At 64.1% G+C, this 19,093-nt stretch carries 17 protein-coding genes and 2 pseudogenes; all 19 read left to right on the forward strand.

Translation table 11 applies throughout. From position 1 onward, the window contains the following. On the forward strand, positions 1-269 hold a 269-nt coding region (locus BM093_RS31235), incomplete at its 5' end, for a transposase (RefSeq protein ID WP_177238584.1). Positions 270-957: 688 nt separating this feature from the next. Beyond that, positions 958-2,238, forward strand: coding sequence for a metal-dependent hydrolase family protein (locus tag BM093_RS31245; protein ID WP_093355609.1), 1,281 nt, complete (start codon positions 958-960; stop codon positions 2,236-2,238). Between the two features lie 96 nt (positions 2,239-2,334). Continuing rightward, positions 2,335-2,520: a tautomerase family protein gene (locus BM093_RS31250; protein ID WP_093355612.1), complete on the forward strand. Its 186-nt coding sequence runs from the start codon at positions 2,335-2,337 to the stop codon at positions 2,518-2,520. Positions 2,521-2,647: 127 nt separating this feature from the next. Beyond that, on the forward strand, positions 2,648-3,739 hold the full coding sequence (locus tag BM093_RS31255; protein ID WP_093355616.1) for an LLM class flavin-dependent oxidoreductase: 1,092 nt from the start codon (positions 2,648-2,650) through the stop codon (positions 3,737-3,739). Positions 3,740-3,812: 73 nt separating this feature from the next. Next, the gene (locus tag BM093_RS31260; RefSeq protein ID WP_093355620.1) at positions 3,813-4,139 is read left to right on the forward strand and encodes an NIPSNAP family protein; all 327 of its coding nucleotides are present in this window, start codon (positions 3,813-3,815) and stop codon (positions 4,137-4,139) included. A 56-nt stretch (positions 4,140-4,195) separates the two neighbouring features. Then, entirely contained in the window at positions 4,196-5,686 is a 1,491-nt protein-coding gene (locus BM093_RS31265; protein WP_093355624.1) for an aldehyde dehydrogenase, read from the forward strand. Between the two features lie 442 nt (positions 5,687-6,128). Further along, positions 6,129-6,656 carry a flavin reductase family protein gene (locus tag BM093_RS31270; RefSeq protein WP_177238815.1) on the forward strand — a complete coding sequence of 176 codons (528 nt, stop codon included), beginning with the start codon at positions 6,129-6,131 and terminating at the stop codon, positions 6,654-6,656. A 198-nt stretch (positions 6,657-6,854) separates the two neighbouring features. After that, the gene (locus tag BM093_RS31275; RefSeq protein ID WP_093355666.1) at positions 6,855-8,312 is read left to right on the forward strand and encodes an aldehyde dehydrogenase family protein; all 1,458 of its coding nucleotides are present in this window, start codon (positions 6,855-6,857) and stop codon (positions 8,310-8,312) included. A 790-nt stretch (positions 8,313-9,102) separates the two neighbouring features. Continuing rightward, positions 9,103-9,294, forward strand: a complete 192-nt coding sequence (locus BM093_RS31280) for a hypothetical protein (protein WP_093355632.1) — start codon at positions 9,103-9,105, stop codon at positions 9,292-9,294. 25 nt (positions 9,295-9,319) lie between these two features. Then, complete coding sequence (locus tag BM093_RS31285) at positions 9,320-10,090, forward strand: glutamine amidotransferase (protein WP_093355637.1); 771 nt, start codon at positions 9,320-9,322, stop codon at positions 10,088-10,090. Positions 10,091-10,376: 286 nt separating this feature from the next. Continuing rightward, positions 10,377-11,381, forward strand: a complete 1,005-nt coding sequence (locus BM093_RS31290; protein WP_093355641.1) for a LacI family DNA-binding transcriptional regulator — start codon at positions 10,377-10,379, stop codon at positions 11,379-11,381. After that, positions 11,378-12,316: a ribokinase gene (locus BM093_RS31295; RefSeq protein WP_093355646.1), complete on the forward strand. Its 939-nt coding sequence runs from the start codon at positions 11,378-11,380 to the stop codon at positions 12,314-12,316. The genes BM093_RS31290 and BM093_RS31295 overlap by 4 nt, the downstream gene beginning before the upstream one ends. 457 nt (positions 12,317-12,773) lie before the next feature. Then, a complete protein-coding gene (locus BM093_RS31300) occupies positions 12,774-14,237 on the forward strand; it encodes a nicotinate phosphoribosyltransferase (protein ID WP_093355671.1) in 1,464 nt (487 codons plus the stop codon). 87 nt (positions 14,238-14,324) lie between these two features. Then, on the forward strand, positions 14,325-14,981 hold the full coding sequence (locus tag BM093_RS31305; protein WP_093355650.1) for an HAD family hydrolase: 657 nt from the start codon (positions 14,325-14,327) through the stop codon (positions 14,979-14,981). Next, on the forward strand, positions 14,978-16,015 hold the full coding sequence (locus BM093_RS31310; protein WP_245773926.1) for a ribose-phosphate diphosphokinase: 1,038 nt from the start codon (positions 14,978-14,980) through the stop codon (positions 16,013-16,015). Before BM093_RS31305 ends, BM093_RS31310 begins: the two co-directional genes overlap by 4 nt. 313 nt (positions 16,016-16,328) lie before the next feature. Next, positions 16,329-16,952, forward strand: coding sequence for an LOG family protein (locus tag BM093_RS31315; protein WP_245773927.1), 624 nt, complete (start codon positions 16,329-16,331; stop codon positions 16,950-16,952). A 172-nt stretch (positions 16,953-17,124) separates the two neighbouring features. Beyond that, the gene (locus tag BM093_RS31320; RefSeq protein ID WP_281248750.1) at positions 17,125-18,045 is read left to right on the forward strand and encodes a nucleoside hydrolase; all 921 of its coding nucleotides are present in this window, start codon (positions 17,125-17,127) and stop codon (positions 18,043-18,045) included. A gap of 153 nt (positions 18,046-18,198) precedes the next feature. Continuing rightward, positions 18,199-18,765, forward strand: a pseudogene (locus BM093_RS31325) (IS701 family transposase); the annotation flags it as partial. A gap of 80 nt (positions 18,766-18,845) precedes the next feature. After that, positions 18,846-19,093 (forward strand): annotated as a pseudogene (locus tag BM093_RS31330) (IS256 family transposase); the annotation flags it as partial.

A 19,093-nucleotide genomic window follows, 5' to 3' on the forward strand; every position in this document is an offset into this window, starting at 1 on the left:
TCTGGCGCCAGATCTGGTCGAACAACCCTCAAGAGCGGCTGAACAAGGAGATCCGCCGTCGCACCGACGTGGTCGGGATCTTCCCCGGCCGCGACTCCCTGATCCGCCTCGTCGGCGCCGTCCTGGCCGAACAGAGTGATGAGTGGACCGAGAACCGCCGCTACATGGGCCTCGATCTACTGGCCCGCTCACGCATCCGCATCGTCACCACCGAAGCCGCACCGACCGGCAGCGAGGCACTCATGACAACCGAGGCGATAACCGCCTAGAATCCCGAACCAAGATCACGCGGAGTCGATCTCATACACCACTCCGCCGGACGTGACCGGCGCTCGCGCGCTCAAGGGCGCACCACCGGAGACCTCCCCACGCCAGCTCGACCAGTCCCTCGGTGGTGATCCGATAGACCCGCGTCGGCCGCCTCGGAGCCGAGTTGGACTCCTTCCCCCCGGCGTACTCGGCGTACCGGATGCGCGCTCCCGGACAGGAGCACCTCCTCTCGCGGGCTTCGGCGTCACAGCGGGCCTCACCTAGCCTCGCAGCACAACGCTCCGACAAGAAACGATTGGACCCCGCTGGAGTAAAGAGCGGCACCGAGCACGCCTCGCCGCCTACGTGCTTGCCGCGCATCTACGCGCAACACGCACTTGTAGTGCGTTGTCGTGTGTGACTACACTCCCCATCACGCGCGGACGACCACTTGATCAGCGGCAATCACCGTCAAAGGAAACGATTCTAGACATGCGCCACTTCAGCCCCATCGGCGTCGGCCTGGGAGACGCCCAACAGCGAGTCGGTGCGACGAGCGTCGCGGGGTGGGGTGGGGCGCTGAGTTCCGGGATGGGCTGGGCACGGCGCTTCTCGGAGGAGGACCCGGGGTTCCCGGCCGGCTACTCCGGCAGCTCGATAGGCGAGCAGCAGATGTGTTCGCGTCACAGGTGAGGACCAGGAGGCTCCATGAACGACATCGCCATCGAGGGCGGCCTTCTCTGGGGCGGTCCCAACGAGCATCACCGGGATGCGCTTGTCTACATCCGTGGCGGGAGGGTGGTCTACGCAGGACCTCCTGGGGGAGTCGTCGTTCCGGCCGGGACGCAGCGCATCGATGCCGCTGGTTGTACTGTGCTGCCCGGTCTGATTGATGCCCACGTCCATCTCACGACCAACTCCGATCACGACAATGTGGTTGCCAGCGACATGTTTCGCGGCCAGGTCAGCAGACCGGGCAAGCTGCTACACGGGCTGAGGAACGCGCACCGGGCGCTTGCTGCCGGCTTCACCACCCTCCGGGTCATGGGCCATCGGGGAGTCGGCGAGATCGAGTTGCGAGACTTCATCGAGTGCGGGTTGGCTGTTGGACCGCGGCTCGCGGTATCTCCGTGGTGGATCACCATGACCAACGGTCACGGTGATCTCTTCTATCCGCCTTACACCCCGCGCCGACAATGGGACACGGCCGATGGCGTCGAGGAGTGTCGCAAACTCGTGCGCCTCCAGGCACGTGAGGGTGCCGACTTCATCAAGGTGATGGCTAGTGGTGGGATGTCACGTGGTGAGCAGCCACATTGGCCCAACTACAGTGCCTCCGAGTTGGCAGCGATCGTGGACGAGGCGCACGACATGGATTTGCGTGTCGCAGCCCATGCACTCTCGCGCGAAGGGATCCGGCGTAGTCTCGAGGCTGGTGTAGACAGCATCGAGCACGGTTCGTATCTGGACCACGCGGCCGCGAGCGAGATGGCTCGCCGCGGCACGTTCCTGGTACCGACCATGGCGTTCAACGATTGGTGTCAGCGCGAGGGAACAGCTCGTGGCCTGACGGCGGAAGGCGTAGAGGCACTGCGTGACGCCCATGATCGAACCATCGAATCTCTGGAGATGGCACGCGAAGCCGGCGTGCGGATCGTGATGGGCACCGACTCGTCAGGAACCTTGTGCCCGTTCGGGGCTCACGCTCGGGAGCTCGAACTCTATGTCAAGTATGGGATGACCACCGACGAAGCCTTGGCTACGGCGACGGTCAACGCAGCTGCGCTCTTGGGCCGACCGGACCTCGGAGCTCTGCGAGACGGGAGCGTCGGAGACGCCATCGTCGTGGAGGGCGACGTCTTGGCAGACATCGGAGTCCTCGGGCAGGTGACCAACATCAAGCACGTCGTCCGAGGCGGCCGCGATCTATCTGGCTACCTTCGCGCCACCTCCGAGGTACTGGACTTCACGGTGCGAGCGGAGTCATGAAGTCCTCGTAGACACACCCCGGGCCTTCCGCGGGCGAGCAACAAGCCCCAATGCTGCTGTCATCAGAGTGGTTCATAACAGAGGAGTGCAACAATCATGCCATACATCGAGGCTAGCTTCTTCGAGGAGCGGTTTCAGGACGAAGAATTCAGTGCGCAGATGGTGGAGGCTATCACGCAGGCAGTGACCTCCGTGATCGGAGAAGCCGGCACCGATAGCACGGTCATCCTTCACGGAGTGCCGCGTTCTCAGTGGGGACACGGTGGAAAGCTGATGGGATGACCCCGGGCGTCATGTCGGCGCCGTCGGTCAAGTTGACTTCCACTGCACGTGGCGGCTATTTCGCCGCAGTCCGCAACTGGGTCTGAGTGAGCATCCCGGCCCCCGATTCAAGGAGCCCGAAGTGGCAATGAAATTCTGGGTAACCGCACCCTTCTTCTACCCGGACATGAACCGACCATGGTCGGACCTGTTGAACGACATGCTCAGTATCGTTGATGCAGCAGAGGATCTCGGCTTCGAGGGCATCACCATCAACGAGAATCAGTTCCAGAACTATGTGGCGAATCCTTCGGCGCTGACCTTTGCGGCGGTAGCTGCTGCACGGACCAAGCGCTTGCGCATCGTACCCGGCGTGGTGGTACTCCCGGCGTACAATCCATTGCTTATCGCCTCTGAAATTAGTCTGCTCGACCACCTCGCGCCGGGCCGTACGGGCGTAGGCGTTGCTCGTGGCGGCAGCCGTTACACGCTGGACCGTATCGGGGTTGACCCTGCCGAGGCCCGTGCCATTTACGAGGAGTCGCTGGAGATCATCAGGCGACTGTGGGTGGAGGACGAGGTCGAGTACGACGGAAAGTACTTCTCTTTTCCGTCGACCACGCTTGTCCCGAAGCCGGCGACGAAGCCGCATCCCGATCTGTGGGTGGCGTCGCAAAGCGTTGACGGCGCGCGGAAGGTCGGCCAGCAGGGCCTCAATCTCATCACAGCGCCGAATTACGGCAGCTTCGAGCCGCACGGTGATTTCGAGGCGCTTCTCCAGAGCTACAACGATGCCGTTGCCGAGAGCGGTAAGCCTCGAGGGGAGGTTATGGCCCTCCGACACACCTGGGTCGGTCGTACCGAGGAAGAGGCCACACGCTTTTTCGACGACTTCGTGAATGAGTACAATTACTACATGTCCCTCGTCAAGGGCGAGGGCACGACAGGGTCCCGGGAGGAACGGCTGGCCGCGCGCGGCCTGGGAGAGAAGCGCGAGCGCGAATTCGTTACAGCGGGTCGCATGAAGCCCGAGCAGTACAGCATTTCATCGGATAACCTGTATGAGAAGTATGCGGATCCGGTGCTGACCACGCCTGATCGAATGATCGAGAGATTCAAGGGCTACGAGGAGATGGGTGTCGATCACCTCGCCTGCTTGGTCGCTGTCGGCATGCCGATCGAGGAAGTCATCAAAAACATGAAGATGATGGCCGAGGAAGTGCTCCCAGCCTTCCGGTAGTCGTGGTCGGCCCAGTCGATTATCACGGGTTTTCTCAAAGTTCGTTTCGCTTTAGAGTGGGAGTGATCGCACGGTGATCTACGAGGTCCGTGAGTACGTTGCTGTTCCTGGCCGCATGCCCGCGATCATCAAGCTGTTTCGCGAGGTAACACTACCGTTGTTCGACAAGCACGACATGGAAGTTGTTTCTGTCGGACGGACGTCGCTTGGAGACCACTCCTTCAACGAGCTCGTTTACGTCCTGCAGTTTTCGGACCTCACTGAACTAGATGCGAAATGGTCTTCTTTCCTCGCCGATGCTGATTGGGCTGCTGCCCTGTCTTCATACGAGGCCGATGGCCCTCTCCATCAGTCTATCCGTCGACGGGTGGTGGATCCCAGCCCTTTCAGTGAAATGTGAGCCCGGACTAATCGGTGAGGGACGTACTTGAACGTACAGAAACAGTGAGGTAATCCATGGACGCTCAGAATACCATGACCGTGCCCATTGACCGGCTGGACAAGTTTTACATCGGTGGCCGGTGGGTCGATCCGACATCCTCGGACACGATCGATGTCATAGATTCGTCCACCGAGCAGGTCTTCTTCAGTGTGGCGGAGGCGAGAAATGCCGACATCGCCCGTGCGGTCGGGGCGGCTCGAACGGCTTTCGACGAGGGTCCGTGGGCGCGTCTCACGCACGCACAGCGGGCCGAGTATCTTGGCGCAATCAGTGCGGCGGTCAGGGATCGCACGGAGGATGTCGCGCAGATCTGGCCGCGGGAGTCAGGGATCCTCGTCGGAGCCGCCAGATCCGCGATGGTCGAGGTCCCGCAGGCCTACTCCTACTACGCTGATCTTGGGGAATCGTTTCCTTTTGAGGAACCAGTCAGGCCCACCGGAGGTGGGGACTTCGGGCTGATCCGGCGTGAGCCGGTCGGCGTGGTGGGTGCGATCGTCCCGTGGAACGTGCCGATGACCCTGATCGCGTATAAGCTCGCTCCGGCGCTGCTGGCCGGTTGCACGGTTGTCCTCAAGGCCTCACCCGAGGCGCCGGGCGCGGCGCTCATCATGGCCGAGATTGCCGAGCAAGTCGGTCTGCCGGACGGAGTGCTGAACGTGGTCACCGCCGACCGCGAGGTCTCCGAGACTCTGGTTCGGGACCCTCGGGTCGATAAGGTGGCATTTACCGGATCGACCGCTGCCGGGAAGGCGATCGCTGGGATCATGGCGGAGCGGATCGGCCGCTGTTCCTTGGAGCTTGGTGGCAAATCGGCGGCTATTGTGCTCGACGATGCGGATATCGCCGGGGCAGCGGAAGTTCTCGCCGAGGCGGAGTGCTTTCTCACTGGTCAGATCTGCGGGTCACTCACGCGCATCATCGTCCCCCGCCGCCACCACGACGCGATGGTCGAGTCCCTCGCTGCAGCATTCGCGCAGGTCACGGTCGGCGACCCATTCGATGCCAATGTGCAGATGGGTCCCCTCGCCACCGAACGTCAGAGACAGCGGGTCGAGGGCTATTTCAAGATCGGAGTGGGCGAGGGTGCGACACTGGCTGCCGGCGGCGGTCGACCGAATGATGTTGAGCGCGGATGGTTTGTCGAGCCGACAGTGTTCGGCAATGTGGACAACTCGTGGCGGATCGCGCAGGAAGAGATCTTCGGCCCCGTATTGACAGTGATTCCTGCGAAGGACGAGCAGGACGCGATTCGAATCGCGAACGATTCCATTTACGGCCTGAACGCCTCAGTCTTCACTCCGGACGCAGATCGAGCCCGGGTGGTAGGCAAGCAACTGCGCTCGGGAACTGTTGGACACAACAATAATCGCGCGGACTTCGGCATCGGATTCGGCGGTTTCAAGCAGTCCGGCATCGGCCGTGAAGGTGGTGTCGCCGGACTTCAGGCATACCTCGAGAACAAGACGATGATTTTTGATGAGAAGCCCACCGGTTTCGGTGGATGATGGCAGGTGAGTCGCACCTCTAGCCGGCCGGCCGGACGGGGGAGGCTGGGCAAGAGGACTATTGCGTCTCGCAAGTTCGGCCGCCCGCGCCGCGTGAGCGGTCCCACCTCGATGGGTACACGGTGCCCCCCTCCTGCGCCGGGAACGCCTGCCCGGTGTCCTGCTTCTCCGTGAGCGACGCCGATGGACACCACTCGGCTGGGGCGTGCACTCGGCAGGTATGCCTGAACTGTGCCGTTTCGCTACCGGGAATGGATCCGGCGCGCCCAACACGTCTCGTCATCCTGGTAACCAGTAACCGCGCCGTCCGATCTCGGTCGGAGCATGCGGTCGGTGTGTGTACCGGGGCATGGCCCTGCCCTCATCGCTGGTGGTTAGGCAACGGAAGCTATTTCTCGTCGCTTCTCCCACCACGCATGCTCATTGCCCTTGGAGACCCGCTATGTCCAGCACCGAAGCACTCACTACTGCCAGCAGTCTGCCCGCGGAGCGGTTTAAGGCCGCGATGGCCGACCTTCCCGCCGCAGTGGCGATCGTGACCACCACCGCCGCCGATGGAGCTCCGCGGGGCGCGACAGTATCGGCGGTCAGCTCACTGTCGCTCGACCCGCCGTTGTTGCTGGTCTGTCTCGATCAGCGCTCGGACACCTTGGCCGCACTCACCAACGATGCTGCATTCCTCGTGCACGTCGCTGCCGACGGCCAGCAGGAGCACGCCCTGCGCATGGCGAGCAAGGGAAGCGCAAAGTTTGACGATGCCCTCTGGAGCAGCGGCCTGTCCGCGCAGCCACAGCTGCGCGGCGCTACCGCGGTTTTCGACTGCCGCGTCGCGGACCTGATCCCCGCCGGCGACCATGTGATCGTCATCGGAGCGGTTCGGCAGCTCGAGCATGACCCTGACCGCCACCCGGTCATCTACCACCGCCGTCGTCTCGCGCCGGCCCCCCAGACTGACCACTCGAACCCTTGATCGTGATCGGAATCCGCATATGAACGACGGGGTCTGCCATGACCGACCACAGACTCATACCAAGTGCACTGGGGGCCGCTGTTCGACCCGTATCCCGTTCGGCAGGGTGGTGAGACCAGCGCCGCCAACCGAGGGGGACACGGTCAGCTCTGGCGGAGCTCGCCTCAGCAGCGCTCTGCGCACACTGTGGGTGACACCATGACCGCCACCACCTCCATCCGGCGGGCAGGCTCTTGGATCGGCGGGCGGCGGGTGTCGGGTTCCACGACACTGCCCGTACGCGAGCCCTGGACCGACAAGCTTGTGGCCGAGGTCGACCTTGCTGATGTCCGACACGTGGAGCAGGCGCTGCAGCTGGCCCACAACGCGCGCGGTGGGCTGCTCTCCGTTCCCGCCCACCGCCGTGCCGAGGCACTACATCAAGCCTCTGCGGGTCTGCTTGAACGCCAGGCCGAGGTAGCTGCCGCGATCACCAGGGAGAGCGGGAAGCCGATCAGCTGGTCGCGGACTGAGGTGCAGCGTGCCGCCACGACCTTCCGCTGGGCAGCGGAGGAGGCCGTGCGCTGGTCGGGTGAACTCCAACGCCTCGACAGTGACCCGTCCGGGGAGGGGCGTCTGGCCGTCCAGCGTCGTTTCCCACGCGGCCCGATCTTGGGCATCACACCGTTCAACTTCCCGGTGAACCTGGCCGCTCACAAGGTCGCGCCCGCCCTGGCCGTGGGGGCACCGATCGTGCTCAAACCCGCCCCGAAGACTCCACTGAGCGCGCTTCTACTTGGTGAGATCCTCGCCGGCTGTGGACTGCCCGAAGGCGCGTTCGCCGTGCTCACAGTCGACGACGACGTCGCAACCCGTCTCGTGGCCGATCCACGGCTGCCCGTGGTGTCGTTCACCGGCTCCGGCCCAGTGGGGTGGGCCATCCGGGATGCGGTACCCCGCAAGCACGTCACCCTCGAGCTCGGTGGCAACGCCGGCGTACTGATCTGCCCGGACTGGCACTCCGACTCCGACCTACGCCGCGCCGCCCGGCGGATCGCGGCTGGTGCGAACGCGCAGGGTGGGCAATCGTGCATCGCAGTGCAACGCGTCCTGGTCGACCAGGAGGTCTACGAGCGTTTCCTGCCGTTGCTCCTCGACGAGGTCGAGCACCTCGCCGTGGGTGACCCGTGGTCGCCAACGACCACGGTTGGACCGTTGATCAACCGTTCTGCAGCCGAGCGGGTTAAGGAATGGGTCGATGAAGCCGTCTCCGACGGGGCACGCGTGCTCACCGGTGGGAGTGTCGAAGGCGCACTGGTTTCGCCCACCGTGCTCGTCGATGTTCCCCCGAAGGCGCGGATCTGTCAGGACGAGATCTTCGGGCCCGTCCTGACCGTCACTCCGGTGAACGGCGCCGATGAGGGGTTGCGAGCACTGGACGATTCGCGCTTCGGCCTGCAGGCCGGCGTCTTCACTCACGACGTCCAGACGGCATTCCGCGCGCACCAGGAGCTGGAGGTCGGGGCTGTGATCGTGGGAGATATTCCCACGTTCCGCGCCGAGCAGATGCCCTACGGAGGAGTCAAAGAGTCCGGTATCGGACGCGAAGGAGTACGTGCTGCGATGGAGGACTACACCGAGCCCCGACAGCTCGTATTCTCGGAAGTGAGTCTGTAAGCAATCAGCCGGGCCGTGACCCTGTCGAGCTGACGGGATCGGATATGCACCCCCACCCGGGGCAACTGCGCCCCGCGCCGGCCGCGAAGAGTTCAGTCGTCATCCCCCGGGAGCGCGCAGACTCCGATTCACAGCCGAGCGAGGCGGAGCAGTCCCTCGAAAGGATCGACACGCACCTCGGACATAGCCACTCGCCGGAGCGCACGTGAACCTCCAGTGGTCGTCCGACCGACTTCCACTAGACTCGTTTCTACCCAGCTCTACCCAGCTACCGTTACGGTCAGGCAGCGTTGGCACACACACCCGTCAGGCCCCCGGAGTTCGCCGTGGGTTTGATCGCCAGAGGTAGGCATCTGCACTGGCAGAGGCATCGGTGGATCAGCTGACGTAACGATCGGCGCGGGATGTCCGGGGCCCCGGGGGCGACCACGAGATTCCGACCGTAGAGCACGGGCGCCTTGACTTTTCGCAACCGTGAGGGACTATGATAGAAACGAATCAAGAGCTTCCGGATCCTCGCCAGAGGACGGTTTCGCGGACATGCGGTCCCGCAGGTCACCCCTGGACTGGCTTGCCGCGTTGGTTGCGCTCGCCACTTCGGCCCGGGAAGGAGCTCGGTTGTGTCGGATGACCAGTCGCCTGCGCCACGAACCCACGACGGCGTTGCTGCTGTAACGGTGCCTAGCGAGAGCGACGAGACGATGCGGCCAACCGCGGCCGCCGGCATCGCGATGAACATCGTCGGCCGCGAGCGAGGTGATGCCCGTTGCGAGCCCCACAGGAACCGCCCATGTTGGTCGACGGCAACAACGAACACGTGACAACCAGTAGCGGGCGGACCACCGTGATGACGTCCGCGGCTAGCGATTTCCCGTCGAATGCCACTCTGACGCATGTCGTGTTGGAGGGCGTGCTCGACGGAACCATGCGCGAGATCACCACCCCGGCGGACCGGGAATCCGGACACTGCCTTCCCACGTAGGAGACCGACTGCTGTGAGTGCTGCTATGACTGAGACCGCCGTTCTTCGGGTGCTCGTCGCTGGAGAGTCGTGGATCAAGCACACGACTCACTTGAAGGGCTTCGACCAGTTCCACACCACCGAGTACGAAGAGGGCGCACAGGAGTTCCTGAGCGCCCTGGGGCGGTCCGGGTTCGCCGTGACTTACGTGCGGGCCCACGAGATCTCGGCACGCTTTCCTCGATCGGCCGAGGAGCTCGACCAGTTCGATGTGGTCGTCCTGTCCGATGTCGGCTCGAACTCGTTCCTGCTGCCTGACGAGACGTTTCTGCGTTCGGAACGCAGCGCCAACAAGCTCGCGGCGCTCGCGGACTGGACCCGCGGAGGCGGGGGCCTGGTGATGATCGGGGGATACATGTCCTTCAGTGGGATCGACGGCCGAGCTCGCTACGGGATGAGCCCGTTGGCGTCGGTCCTGCCAGTCACCATGCTCGACTACGACGATCGGATCGAGGCTTCTGAAGGGATCAAGGCGGCGATCGACCATCCGGACCATCCTGCGCTCGGTGGTACACCGGCCGACTGGCCGATGCTCCTGGGCTACAACAAGCTGATCGCGCGGCCCGAGGCCACTACGATCGCCCGGTCGGCCGCCGGAGATCCGCTGCTGGTCGCCGGACAGGCCGGCGACGGCCGCACGGTGGCGTTCGCGTCAGACCTGGCACCGCACTGGGCCCCGCCGGAGTTCGTCGGCTGGGCCCACTACCAGAAGCTCTGGGAGTCCCTCCTGAACTGGGCTGGTGGCCGGGTGAGCTGAGCGACTGGACTGGAGTCCCCTCGTCGGCTCCCCAGGGCAGAAGTCGGATGGAGTGGGTGTTCGAGCGCTCGAGCGTCGGTCCGGACTTGACGGCCCGCCGTGGCATGATAATCGCTTCACGCTGGGCATCCTTGAGAGCCGAGCGGTCCGGGCGGCCCCTCCTACTGACCTCCGACATGCCTGCCAGCTGGTCGGGGCCACGACGCCGTCCAGGCGGTCGCTCGGGCGGGTACGGACAGGAGACCAGAGGGAGTGGAGCAGGATGACAGCGCGCCGTCGGCCAACGATGAAGGATGTTGCTCGGCATGCTGGTGTGTCGGTCAGCACCGTGAGCTATGTTCTCAACGACAGCGGCCCAGTGGCGCCCGATCGGCGGAACCGTGTGCTCGACGCCATCCGCGTGCTCGAGTACTCACCCAACGAGTCCGCCCGCAACCTCAAACGGCGCTCAGCGTCGACCATCGGCATGGTCGTGCCGGAACTGGCCAACCAGTTCTTCGCGATGGTGACCGAAGGAGTGCAGCGTGCCGCGTCGGCCCGCGATGTCCTGGTCGTACTCGTGGTACCGGACGCTAGCCACCGGCCAGAGGAGGATCAGACCCGGCTGTTGCGCAGCCAGCGGGTTGACGGCGTCGTCTATCTGTCCGGCACCGGGACAGCACCTGCACCGCTCTACGGGCTCGCCCGCACCGGGCCGGTAGTGCTGGTGGACGAGCAGCTGCCCGGGCTCGAGCTACCGGCCATTGTCTGCGACTCCCGGCGCGGGGCCCGCGAGGTAGCTGAGCATGTTCTCGACCAGGGACACCGGCGGCTCGCGGTCATCGGAGGCCCCCCTGCCCTGTGGACGTCCCAGCAGCGGCTGGCGGGCTACCGGGAGGCCTTCGCCGGCGCCGGGATCGACCCCGACGACGTGCCCGTCCACAATGGCGACTATCGTCAGGTCTCGGGGTCCAAGCTGGCGCGCAAGGCGCTCTGCGAGACCAACGGACCGCAGCCGACCGCCCTGCTGTGCGCGAACGACCTCATGGCGATCGGCGCCGTCGAGGCCTGTCGCGAGCTCGGTTTTCGCGTACCCGAAGATGTCAGCATCGTGGGCTTCGACGACCTCCCATTCTCCTCACTACTGACTCCCCGCCTGACCAGCGTGCGCCAACCGGCACACGACATGGGATTCCAGGCCGGGACCGTACTGCTCGACAAACTCGAGGGCAGAGCCGTCGAGCCGATCTCACCGCTTCCGGTGTCCGTCGAGCTCCGCGACTCAGTCTGTCCGCCGGAGGAGGAAATATGACGCCTACAGTCCTCGTCGTGGGGGCGGTGAACGTCGACATGGTCGTCACCGCCCCCACACTGCCCTCAGCCGGCGAGACGGTGGTGGGGCGCTCCGTTGCCCGCCACGGTGGCGGGAAGGGCGCGAATGCCGCCGTCGCCGCGTCCCGAGCAGGAGCGGCCGTGACCTACATCGGCGCAGTCGGAGACGACGACCTCGGGCGCAGCGCCCTCGCGGAGCTGAATGCCAGCGGGGTGCTCACCGATAACGTCGAGACGATCGCCCGCTGTCCGACCGGCGTCGCCCTGATCGTTGTCGATGAGAACGGTGAGAACCAGATCGCCGTCGGCGGCGGCGCCAACAACGAGCTCTCGGCCGAACACGTGCACAGCGCAGTGAGCGCGAAGCTCCCCGACATCGACTGCCTTCTCGTCTCCACAGAGATCCCGGACCGCGCTGTCGCGGTCGCCGTCGAACTCGCCATCGCAGCCGGTGTGCAGTGCGTGCTCAACCCTGCTCCCGTCACACCCATCGTCCACCAACTCCTCGGCTCCGGGGCAGTCCTGACCCCGAACAGCGGAGAACTCGCAACCCTCACAGCAGCCTCCCCCGCCGGAGCTGATCAGGGAATCGAGCAATCCGCAGTCCGCGCACGCGCCCTCGCCTCGCGATCACGCGCACCGGTGGTGACAACCCTCGGCTCAGAAGGAGCTCTACTGGTCACCGCCACCGGTGACGCCGAACGTCTCCCCCCGGTCCCCACGACCGTTCGGGACACAACCGGCGCGGGCGACACATTCAACGGTGTCCTCGCGGCCCGCCTCGCCCGAGGCGTCGACCTACGAGAGGCCGTCACCGACGCGAACGCGGCCGCGGCCCTGTCGGTGGCCATGACCGGGGCCCGCGCCGGCATGCCCACCGACTGGGAAATCCACAGCGCCCGCGCCGGACTCTAGCGCGAGGCACACCGCGCTGCGACCTGACCGAACTCGCCCCGAGCTCTCGACAACGAAGACGGAGCCAGGCACCAATGATAGAATCGTTTCTCTTCATCAGCAGCGCTAGCTTGCGCACGCGACATGAGGATCCGGTCGATGGACGGACCTCACCCCCGCAGCTCTCGACGGCCGCGCCTATGACGTGCACTGATGGGGGTTTCCCATCGCCACTGACCCGCACGTCGACCATCGACGCCGGCGGCGCTGACGGGAAATTTCTCCGTCTGATGAGTTGACGGTCACAGTAGAATCGTTAACATCAACGTCACAGCGCGCCTCTACTCTGGTGGCGCCGCCAACCGCCCTCAGAACACTCCAGCATCACGATTAGGGGCGATCGTCAGTCCGAGCTCATGCCCAGGCGCGGGGATCGAGCTTCCAGTAGAAACGACTCACCAGGAAGGTGGACTACCCGATGGGCTACCTGGACAACCTGATCCTCAACACCGACAACTACAAGCACTGCCACTACCCGCTGTATCCGCCGGGTACCGAGTACGTCTCCAGCTACATCGAGTCCCGCGGCGGAGACTGGCCAGTGACCCAGTTCCTCGGGCTGCAGGCCTACCTGCGCGAATACCTGATGCGGCCGATCACGCTCGAGGACATCGACGAGGCCGAGTTCGTGGTGCGTGAGCAGGGGATGCACTTCAACCGGGAGAACTGGCTCGGCATCCTCAACGACCATGGCGGCTACCTGCCCGTCGAGATCGAGGCCGTGCCCGAGGGCACAGTCGTCCCGGCACGCAACGTACTCGTCCAAGTGATCAACACCGACCCGAAGTACTTCTGGGCGACCAGCTTCTTCGAGACGGCGCTGCTGCGTGCGATCTGGTATCCGACCACGATCGGGACGGTGAGTTGGCTGTCCAAGATGGCCATCCGTGAGGCGCTCGAGCGCACGTCGGACAATCCCCAGGTCATCCGGAACGTGCTGCACGACTACGGTGCGCGGGGAGTGAGCTCACAGCAGTCCGCCGCCTTGGGCGGCATGGCACACCTGGTCAACTTCGACCAGAGCGACACCGTCCCCGGCATCCTGGCTGCGAAGCGCTTGTACAACGCCGGCAAGGTGTCGAACTCGGTACCGAACTCCGAGCACGCCGGATTCTGCGCCTGGGGTAGGGCCTACGAGGCCGATGCGCTACGTAACATGCTCGACGTGTTCGCTGGCAACGCGGGCGGCGTCTTGCTGCTGACCGATACCTACGACCACGAGAACTGCGTCAAGAACATCATCGGTGGCGAACTCCGGGAGCAGATCCGCAACTTCCCGGGTCTGGTCGGCGTCCGTCCCGACTCCGGCGACATCGTCGAGGTCACCTCCGACACCACCGAGTGGCTCATGGACGCGTTCGGCTACGAGACCAACAGCAAGGGCTTCAAGGTTCTCCCGCCCTACGTCCGCGTCGTGCAGGGCGACGGCGTCAACTTCCACAGCCTGCCCCAGGTCTACATGGAGCTCGAGCGCCGCGGACTGGCCGCCGACAACGCGATTTTCGGTATGGGCGGCGGCCTGCTGCAGCACTGGAACCGAGACACCATGAACTTCGGCCAGAAGGCCAGCGCCGCCATGGTCAACGGCGAATGGCGCGACATCGCCAAGTCCCCGACCGGCGCCGGGTTCAAGGTCTCCAAGGCGGGACGGCTGGCGCTGAAGTCGGAGAACGGCACCTACGTCACCGTGCCGAAGGGCTCGATCCCCGACTCAGAGAACGTGCTCCAGCCGGTCTTCCGCGATGGCAAGCTGCTCAAGAAGTGGGATTTCACCGAGCTCATCGCGAACGCGGAGCAAGAAGTACCAGAATCCTACTACATCGAGCACGTCCGCCAGATGCGGACGGTGCCCGCTGGACAAGCAACAACCGTTCCCGCCTGAGCCGCCCACACCCCCGTTCGGGCCATAGCTCAACGGCACACCCCGTATCCAGTAACCCCATGATGATCACCAAGGAGCTTGCCAGCCATGACCGGCCTTCACGTCTTTGACATGGACGGCACATTGCTGCACGGGGCGGCCTCGGTGGAGCTCTCCCGCCATCTCGGCACGTTCGACGAGGCGAGCGCCATCGAGGCCGGCTGGCTCCGGGGCGAGATCAGCGACACCAGCTTCTGGGAGCAGATGCTCCCACTGTGGTCAGCAGCGACCGAGTCGGAGATCGACGCGGCGTTCAACAACGCCGCGTGGATCAACGGGGTCGAGGACGTGTTCGCTGATATCGCCCGCCGTGGCGAGTACAGCATCGTGATCTCACAGTCGCCGCACTTCTTCGTCGACCGCCTGCGGCAGTGGGGAGCTCACCGTGCCTACGGTTCACTGGTCGACCCCCACATGAGCACCGACCGGTGGGTGCTGCTCACCCCTCAGCACAAGGTCGACATTACTCAGTCAGTGCTGGCCGAGCTGGATGTCTGCGAGTCCCGCTGTGTCGCCTACGGCGACTCCACCTCCGACGTGCTGCTGTTCGAGCATTTAGACAACACGGTCGGAGTGAACTGTACAGCGGCGGTGCGGTCCAGCGCGACCGTCCTCTACGACGGCGACGACATCCGCGAGGCCTACGCCTTAGGACGAAACCTGTGGGAGCAAGCCCCCACTACCTGTTCGGAGTCCGCGTCATGACCACTGAAACGAACCGCATCGGTTCATTTCCCTCGTCCACCACGCCGACCAGTCTACCACTCGGATACAGCAAGCGACTTATGCTGTTCGGCGGGCGGTCAAATCCAGCCCTTGCTAAAGAAATTAGCGGACAGCTCGGCGTGGACCTCGGATCAGTCACCCTGAAGACCTTCTCTAACGACGAGGTATACTGTCGGTTCAATGAATCGATCCGGGGCGCCGACGTATTTCTGATCCAGCCCATGTGCAGTAACCCGGATGAAGGGGTCAACGCCAACGACGCGCTCGTCGAGCTGTTAGTCATGATCGACGCTGCGGTCGGTGCGAGTGCGCACCGGGTTATCGCAGTGACCCCATGGTACGGATACTCGCGGCCGGATAAGAAGTCTGCGCCACGCGAGCCCATTTCAGCCCGCCTGGTCGCCCGAATGCTCGAGTCAGCCGGCGTCGATCGCGTTCTGACAATGGATCTGCACGCCGGACAGCTGCAGGGGTTCTCCCAGCGCCCGATCGACCACATGACCGCACTGATGATGCTGGCCGATCACTTCGCCGAGCTCGACGGCGACCTGGTCGTCGTGGCACCGGACGCCGGCCGAGTCAAACTCAATAAGCAGTTCGCGACCCGAATCGGCGCCGACCTGGCAATTCTTGACAAGGACCGGCCGGAGCAGCAGGTCGCCGAGATCGGGCACGTTATCGGCGACGTAGTAGGCAAGACTGCAATCATTGTCGATGACATGATCGACACCGCTGGGACGCTTCGCGCCGCCGGTGAGGTCGTGATGGAAGCTGGCGCCAGGCGGGTGTTCGCTGCGGCAACCCATGCCGTACTCAGCGGCCGGTCCTTCGAGAACCTGCAGTCGGCACCCTTCGAGCGCATCGTCGTCACCGACACTATTCCGTTGCGCCGTGGAGCTCCGGACAACATCCACGTCATCTCATGTGCACCGCTACTCGCCGATTCGATCAACCGCATATTCACGGATGACTCGGTCAGCGAAGTCTTCGGCGGGAAAAATCACGCCTTCTAGGTGACTAGATGGATCCTTGACACGCATCATAACGTCAATCAACCGATGGCAGATGGTTCCTGGGCGGCTGACCTGGAGTCACCCGGGCGACCTGGTACGGAGTGCGTCAGGGCTTCAAGGCCGGGAGTTGTGTGCATTAGGTCGGTTGATCCTTTGATTCTCGGCGGCGCAGTTGGGCACGGCATTACTCTAGTGTGTTGATGTCAACAGTCAATCCGAACTCAATAACCGACCCGCGATGAGCTGGTCTCAAACCTGTCCAGCCAGTCGCGGCCCACCCGGCCGACCAGGACGGAAAAGAACAATGAGCAAAGTGCTCCCCTCCCTGACAACTCTATGTGTGTTCTGCGGATCGAACCCAGGTCGTACGTCCGAGTACCTCGACTACGTCGAAGACCTCGCCACACAGCTCGCTGAGTCGGGCATCCGCATCGTCTACGGCGGCGCAAAAGTCGGAACCATGGGTGCGCTCGCAGATGCGGCACTGCGGGCAGGTGGCGAGGTCATCGGGGTCATCCCATCCCATCAGGTGGGCGACGAGATCGCCCACACCGGGCTCACAGAGCTACATGTGGTTGACTCGATGCATGACCGCAAGGCCAGGATGAGCCAGCTCGCCGACGGGTTCGTCGCGCTCCCCGGCGGTCTGGGCACTCTCGAGGAGTTCGCCGAGATTGTCACTTGGGCGCAGCTCGGGATTCACAGTAAGCCGACCGGGCTACTCAATACGAGCGGGTACTACGATAGTTTTCTCGCATTTCTTGACCACGCGGTAGGCGAACACTTCCTACGACCCGAGGACCGCAATCTGGTGCTGGCGGCCAACAGCGTACGCGAACTACTGGACAAGATGTGGGCTTGGAGCCCTGCAGTCGATCAACGCTGGCGCTCTGTTAACGAATCGACGGAAAGGTCGGGTGGCGTCTCGAGGCCGTGAGTACGCTGGCAACGCGACTCAGGGCCGATATAGGAATACGGCGACGTATACGACCATGCCAGTGCGAGGCCGCCGCCCCGGTCATCTCATTCGTAGAGACACGGCCACTCGGCGGAACGTCCGAAGCGTTTACCACGCCAACGAAGGGGTGTAAGTGTCCGAGCGAATCCCAGTGATCATTGATACTGATCCTGGCGTGGACGACGCGTTTGCCATTGCTCTGGCGTTACACAGCCCCGAAATCGAGGTCTGCGCCGTCACCGCCACCTATGGCAACGTCTCCCTCGCCAAGACCGCTTCCAATGTGCAGCGCATCCTCGCGCTCGCCGGACGGACAGATGTTCCGGCCGCCCCAGGGGCGGCCCGGCCTCTGATCCATGAGCAGGCCGAGGTCGCCCCCGACTGGCACGGGGCTGACGGCCTCGGCCTTCGCGCCCATGAGTACCCGGCTGTGGAATCCGACGGGGCGCGCACTGCGCTCTCCATGATGGCGGAAGTTCTACGCAGGTCGTCCACCCCAGTCACCATCGCGGGCCTCGGGCCCATGACCAATATTGCGCTCCTCTTGGCGGTCCATCCAGAACTGACACCGAAGGTTGGTCGCATCGTAGCTATGGGAGGATCGCTCGGACTCGGGAACACACGTGGCGCTGGCGAGTTCAATGTATACGCTGATCCAGAAGCAGCGCACCGTGTATTGTCGCAACCAGAAATTCCAGTGACGCTAGTTCCACTCGATATGACGATGAACTGCCCGGCCGACGGAGAATGGCTGGAACAGCTATACTCCGCAGGTCCGCGATGCGCGACACTTGTGCGCACCGCCAGGCTATATCGAGAAGTGTTCTACGAGAAATACGGGCAAGACGCCGTAGTCCTGCACGACATGCTGGCGATGATGGAAGTTGTTTCGCCGGGCGCACTGGCAGCCACGCCGCAGCCGATCACAGTGGATTGCACCATGGGGCCGGAAAGAGGCAGAACGTCACCAGGGCCTAGAAGCGCCGCCGGGACGAGCGTGGATGTTGCCCTTGAGGCGGACTCAAAGACCGTGCTCACTGAGTCACTACGGCGCATTTCGTGTATGCACTGAGCCGTTTCCCATTAGCGAATACGGGCGGGTCCGGCGACACGCCGACGGAGCGAAGAGGATCAGGTGGAGGTGCGGGATCTCGGTCGAAGAGGTCGGTCCGCCTAATACTCTACTCTAGCCGCACTTCGTTAGATGATCTTCCGTTAGAGTCTGATGTTGTGCAGTTGGAGGGTGATCTCGAGGCGTGGGCTGGTGGCGGGCCGGTTCTTCCGGACGGAGCCGCGGCGGCGAGCGCGGGCGTATGTGCGTGGATTGTTGGCGCCGTTGGCTGGGAAGAACGGGTGGACGCTGGCCGAGGTCGCCGGCGATGCGACCCCGGACGGGATGCAGCGGCTGCTCAACTCCGCGACGTGGGACGCCGACGGTGTCCGCGACGACCTGCGGGACTACGTCGTCGAACACCTCGGCGAGGCTGGCGGGGTGCTGATCGTCGATGAGACCGGGTTCCTGAAGAAGGGAACGAAGTCTGCAGGGGTGCAGCGCCAGCACTCCGGCACCGCGGGCCGAGTGGAGAAATGCCAGCTCGGAGACTTCTGCGCCTATGCCACCAGTAGGGGTCGTACGCTGATCGACCGCGAGCTCTATCTGCCGAAGTCTTGGACCGGTGACCGGGAACGTTGCCGGGCCGCGGCGGTGCCTGACGAGGTCGAGTTCGCTACCAAAGCGACGTTGGCCGCCGACATGTTTGGCCGAGCCCTCGACGCCGGCGTCCCCGCGGGCGTGTCATGGCAGGTGTGTAAGCCATGGGTGGGCCAAGATCGACCGCAGTGATCAACACAGCGGTCGGGAAGGACACCCACGTGAGCGAGAACCAGCCCGACCCTGACGGCGAGACTGCAGCGGCTCGCCGGCTCGCCGAGGCCCTCGACCCGTCGGCGATCGACGCGCTGTTGGCCGACGCGAAGGCCGCCGGCACTCCGATCGACGGCGTCGACGGACTGCTCAACCAGATGACCAAGGCCGTGCTCGAACGGTCGCTGCAGACCGAGATGACCCATCACCTCGGCTACGACCGCGACGACCCCGCCGGACACGGGACAGGCAATTC

This window comes from Pseudonocardia ammonioxydans, assembly GCF_900115005.1.
Taxonomy (GTDB): Bacteria; Actinomycetota; Actinomycetes; order Mycobacteriales; family Pseudonocardiaceae; genus Pseudonocardia; species Pseudonocardia ammonioxydans.

Coding starts and splice junctions, on each gene's coding strand:
- BM093_RS31245 (WP_093355609.1), top strand. CDS start 958: ATGAACGACATCGCCATCGAGGGCGGCCTTCTCTGGGGCGGTCCCAAC.
- BM093_RS31250 (WP_093355612.1), top strand. CDS start 2,335: ATGCCATACATCGAGGCTAGCTTCTTCGAGGAGCGGTTTCAGGACGAA.
- BM093_RS31255 (WP_093355616.1), top strand. CDS start 2,648: ATGAAATTCTGGGTAACCGCACCCTTCTTCTACCCGGACATGAACCGA.
- BM093_RS31265 (WP_093355624.1), top strand. CDS start 4,196: ATGGACGCTCAGAATACCATGACCGTGCCCATTGACCGGCTGGACAAG.
- BM093_RS31270 (WP_177238815.1), top strand. CDS start 6,129: ATGTCCAGCACCGAAGCACTCACTACTGCCAGCAGTCTGCCCGCGGAG.
- BM093_RS31275 (WP_093355666.1), top strand. CDS start 6,855: ATGACCGCCACCACCTCCATCCGGCGGGCAGGCTCTTGGATCGGCGGG.
- BM093_RS31280 (WP_093355632.1), top strand. CDS start 9,103: ATGTTGGTCGACGGCAACAACGAACACGTGACAACCAGTAGCGGGCGG.
- BM093_RS31285 (WP_093355637.1), top strand. CDS start 9,320: ATGACTGAGACCGCCGTTCTTCGGGTGCTCGTCGCTGGAGAGTCGTGG.
- BM093_RS31290 (WP_093355641.1), top strand. CDS start 10,377: ATGAAGGATGTTGCTCGGCATGCTGGTGTGTCGGTCAGCACCGTGAGC.
- BM093_RS31295 (WP_093355646.1), top strand. CDS start 11,378: ATGACGCCTACAGTCCTCGTCGTGGGGGCGGTGAACGTCGACATGGTC.
- BM093_RS31300 (WP_093355671.1), top strand. CDS start 12,774: ATGGGCTACCTGGACAACCTGATCCTCAACACCGACAACTACAAGCAC.
- BM093_RS31305 (WP_093355650.1), top strand. CDS start 14,325: ATGACCGGCCTTCACGTCTTTGACATGGACGGCACATTGCTGCACGGG.
- BM093_RS31310 (WP_245773926.1), top strand. CDS start 14,978: ATGACCACTGAAACGAACCGCATCGGTTCATTTCCCTCGTCCACCACG.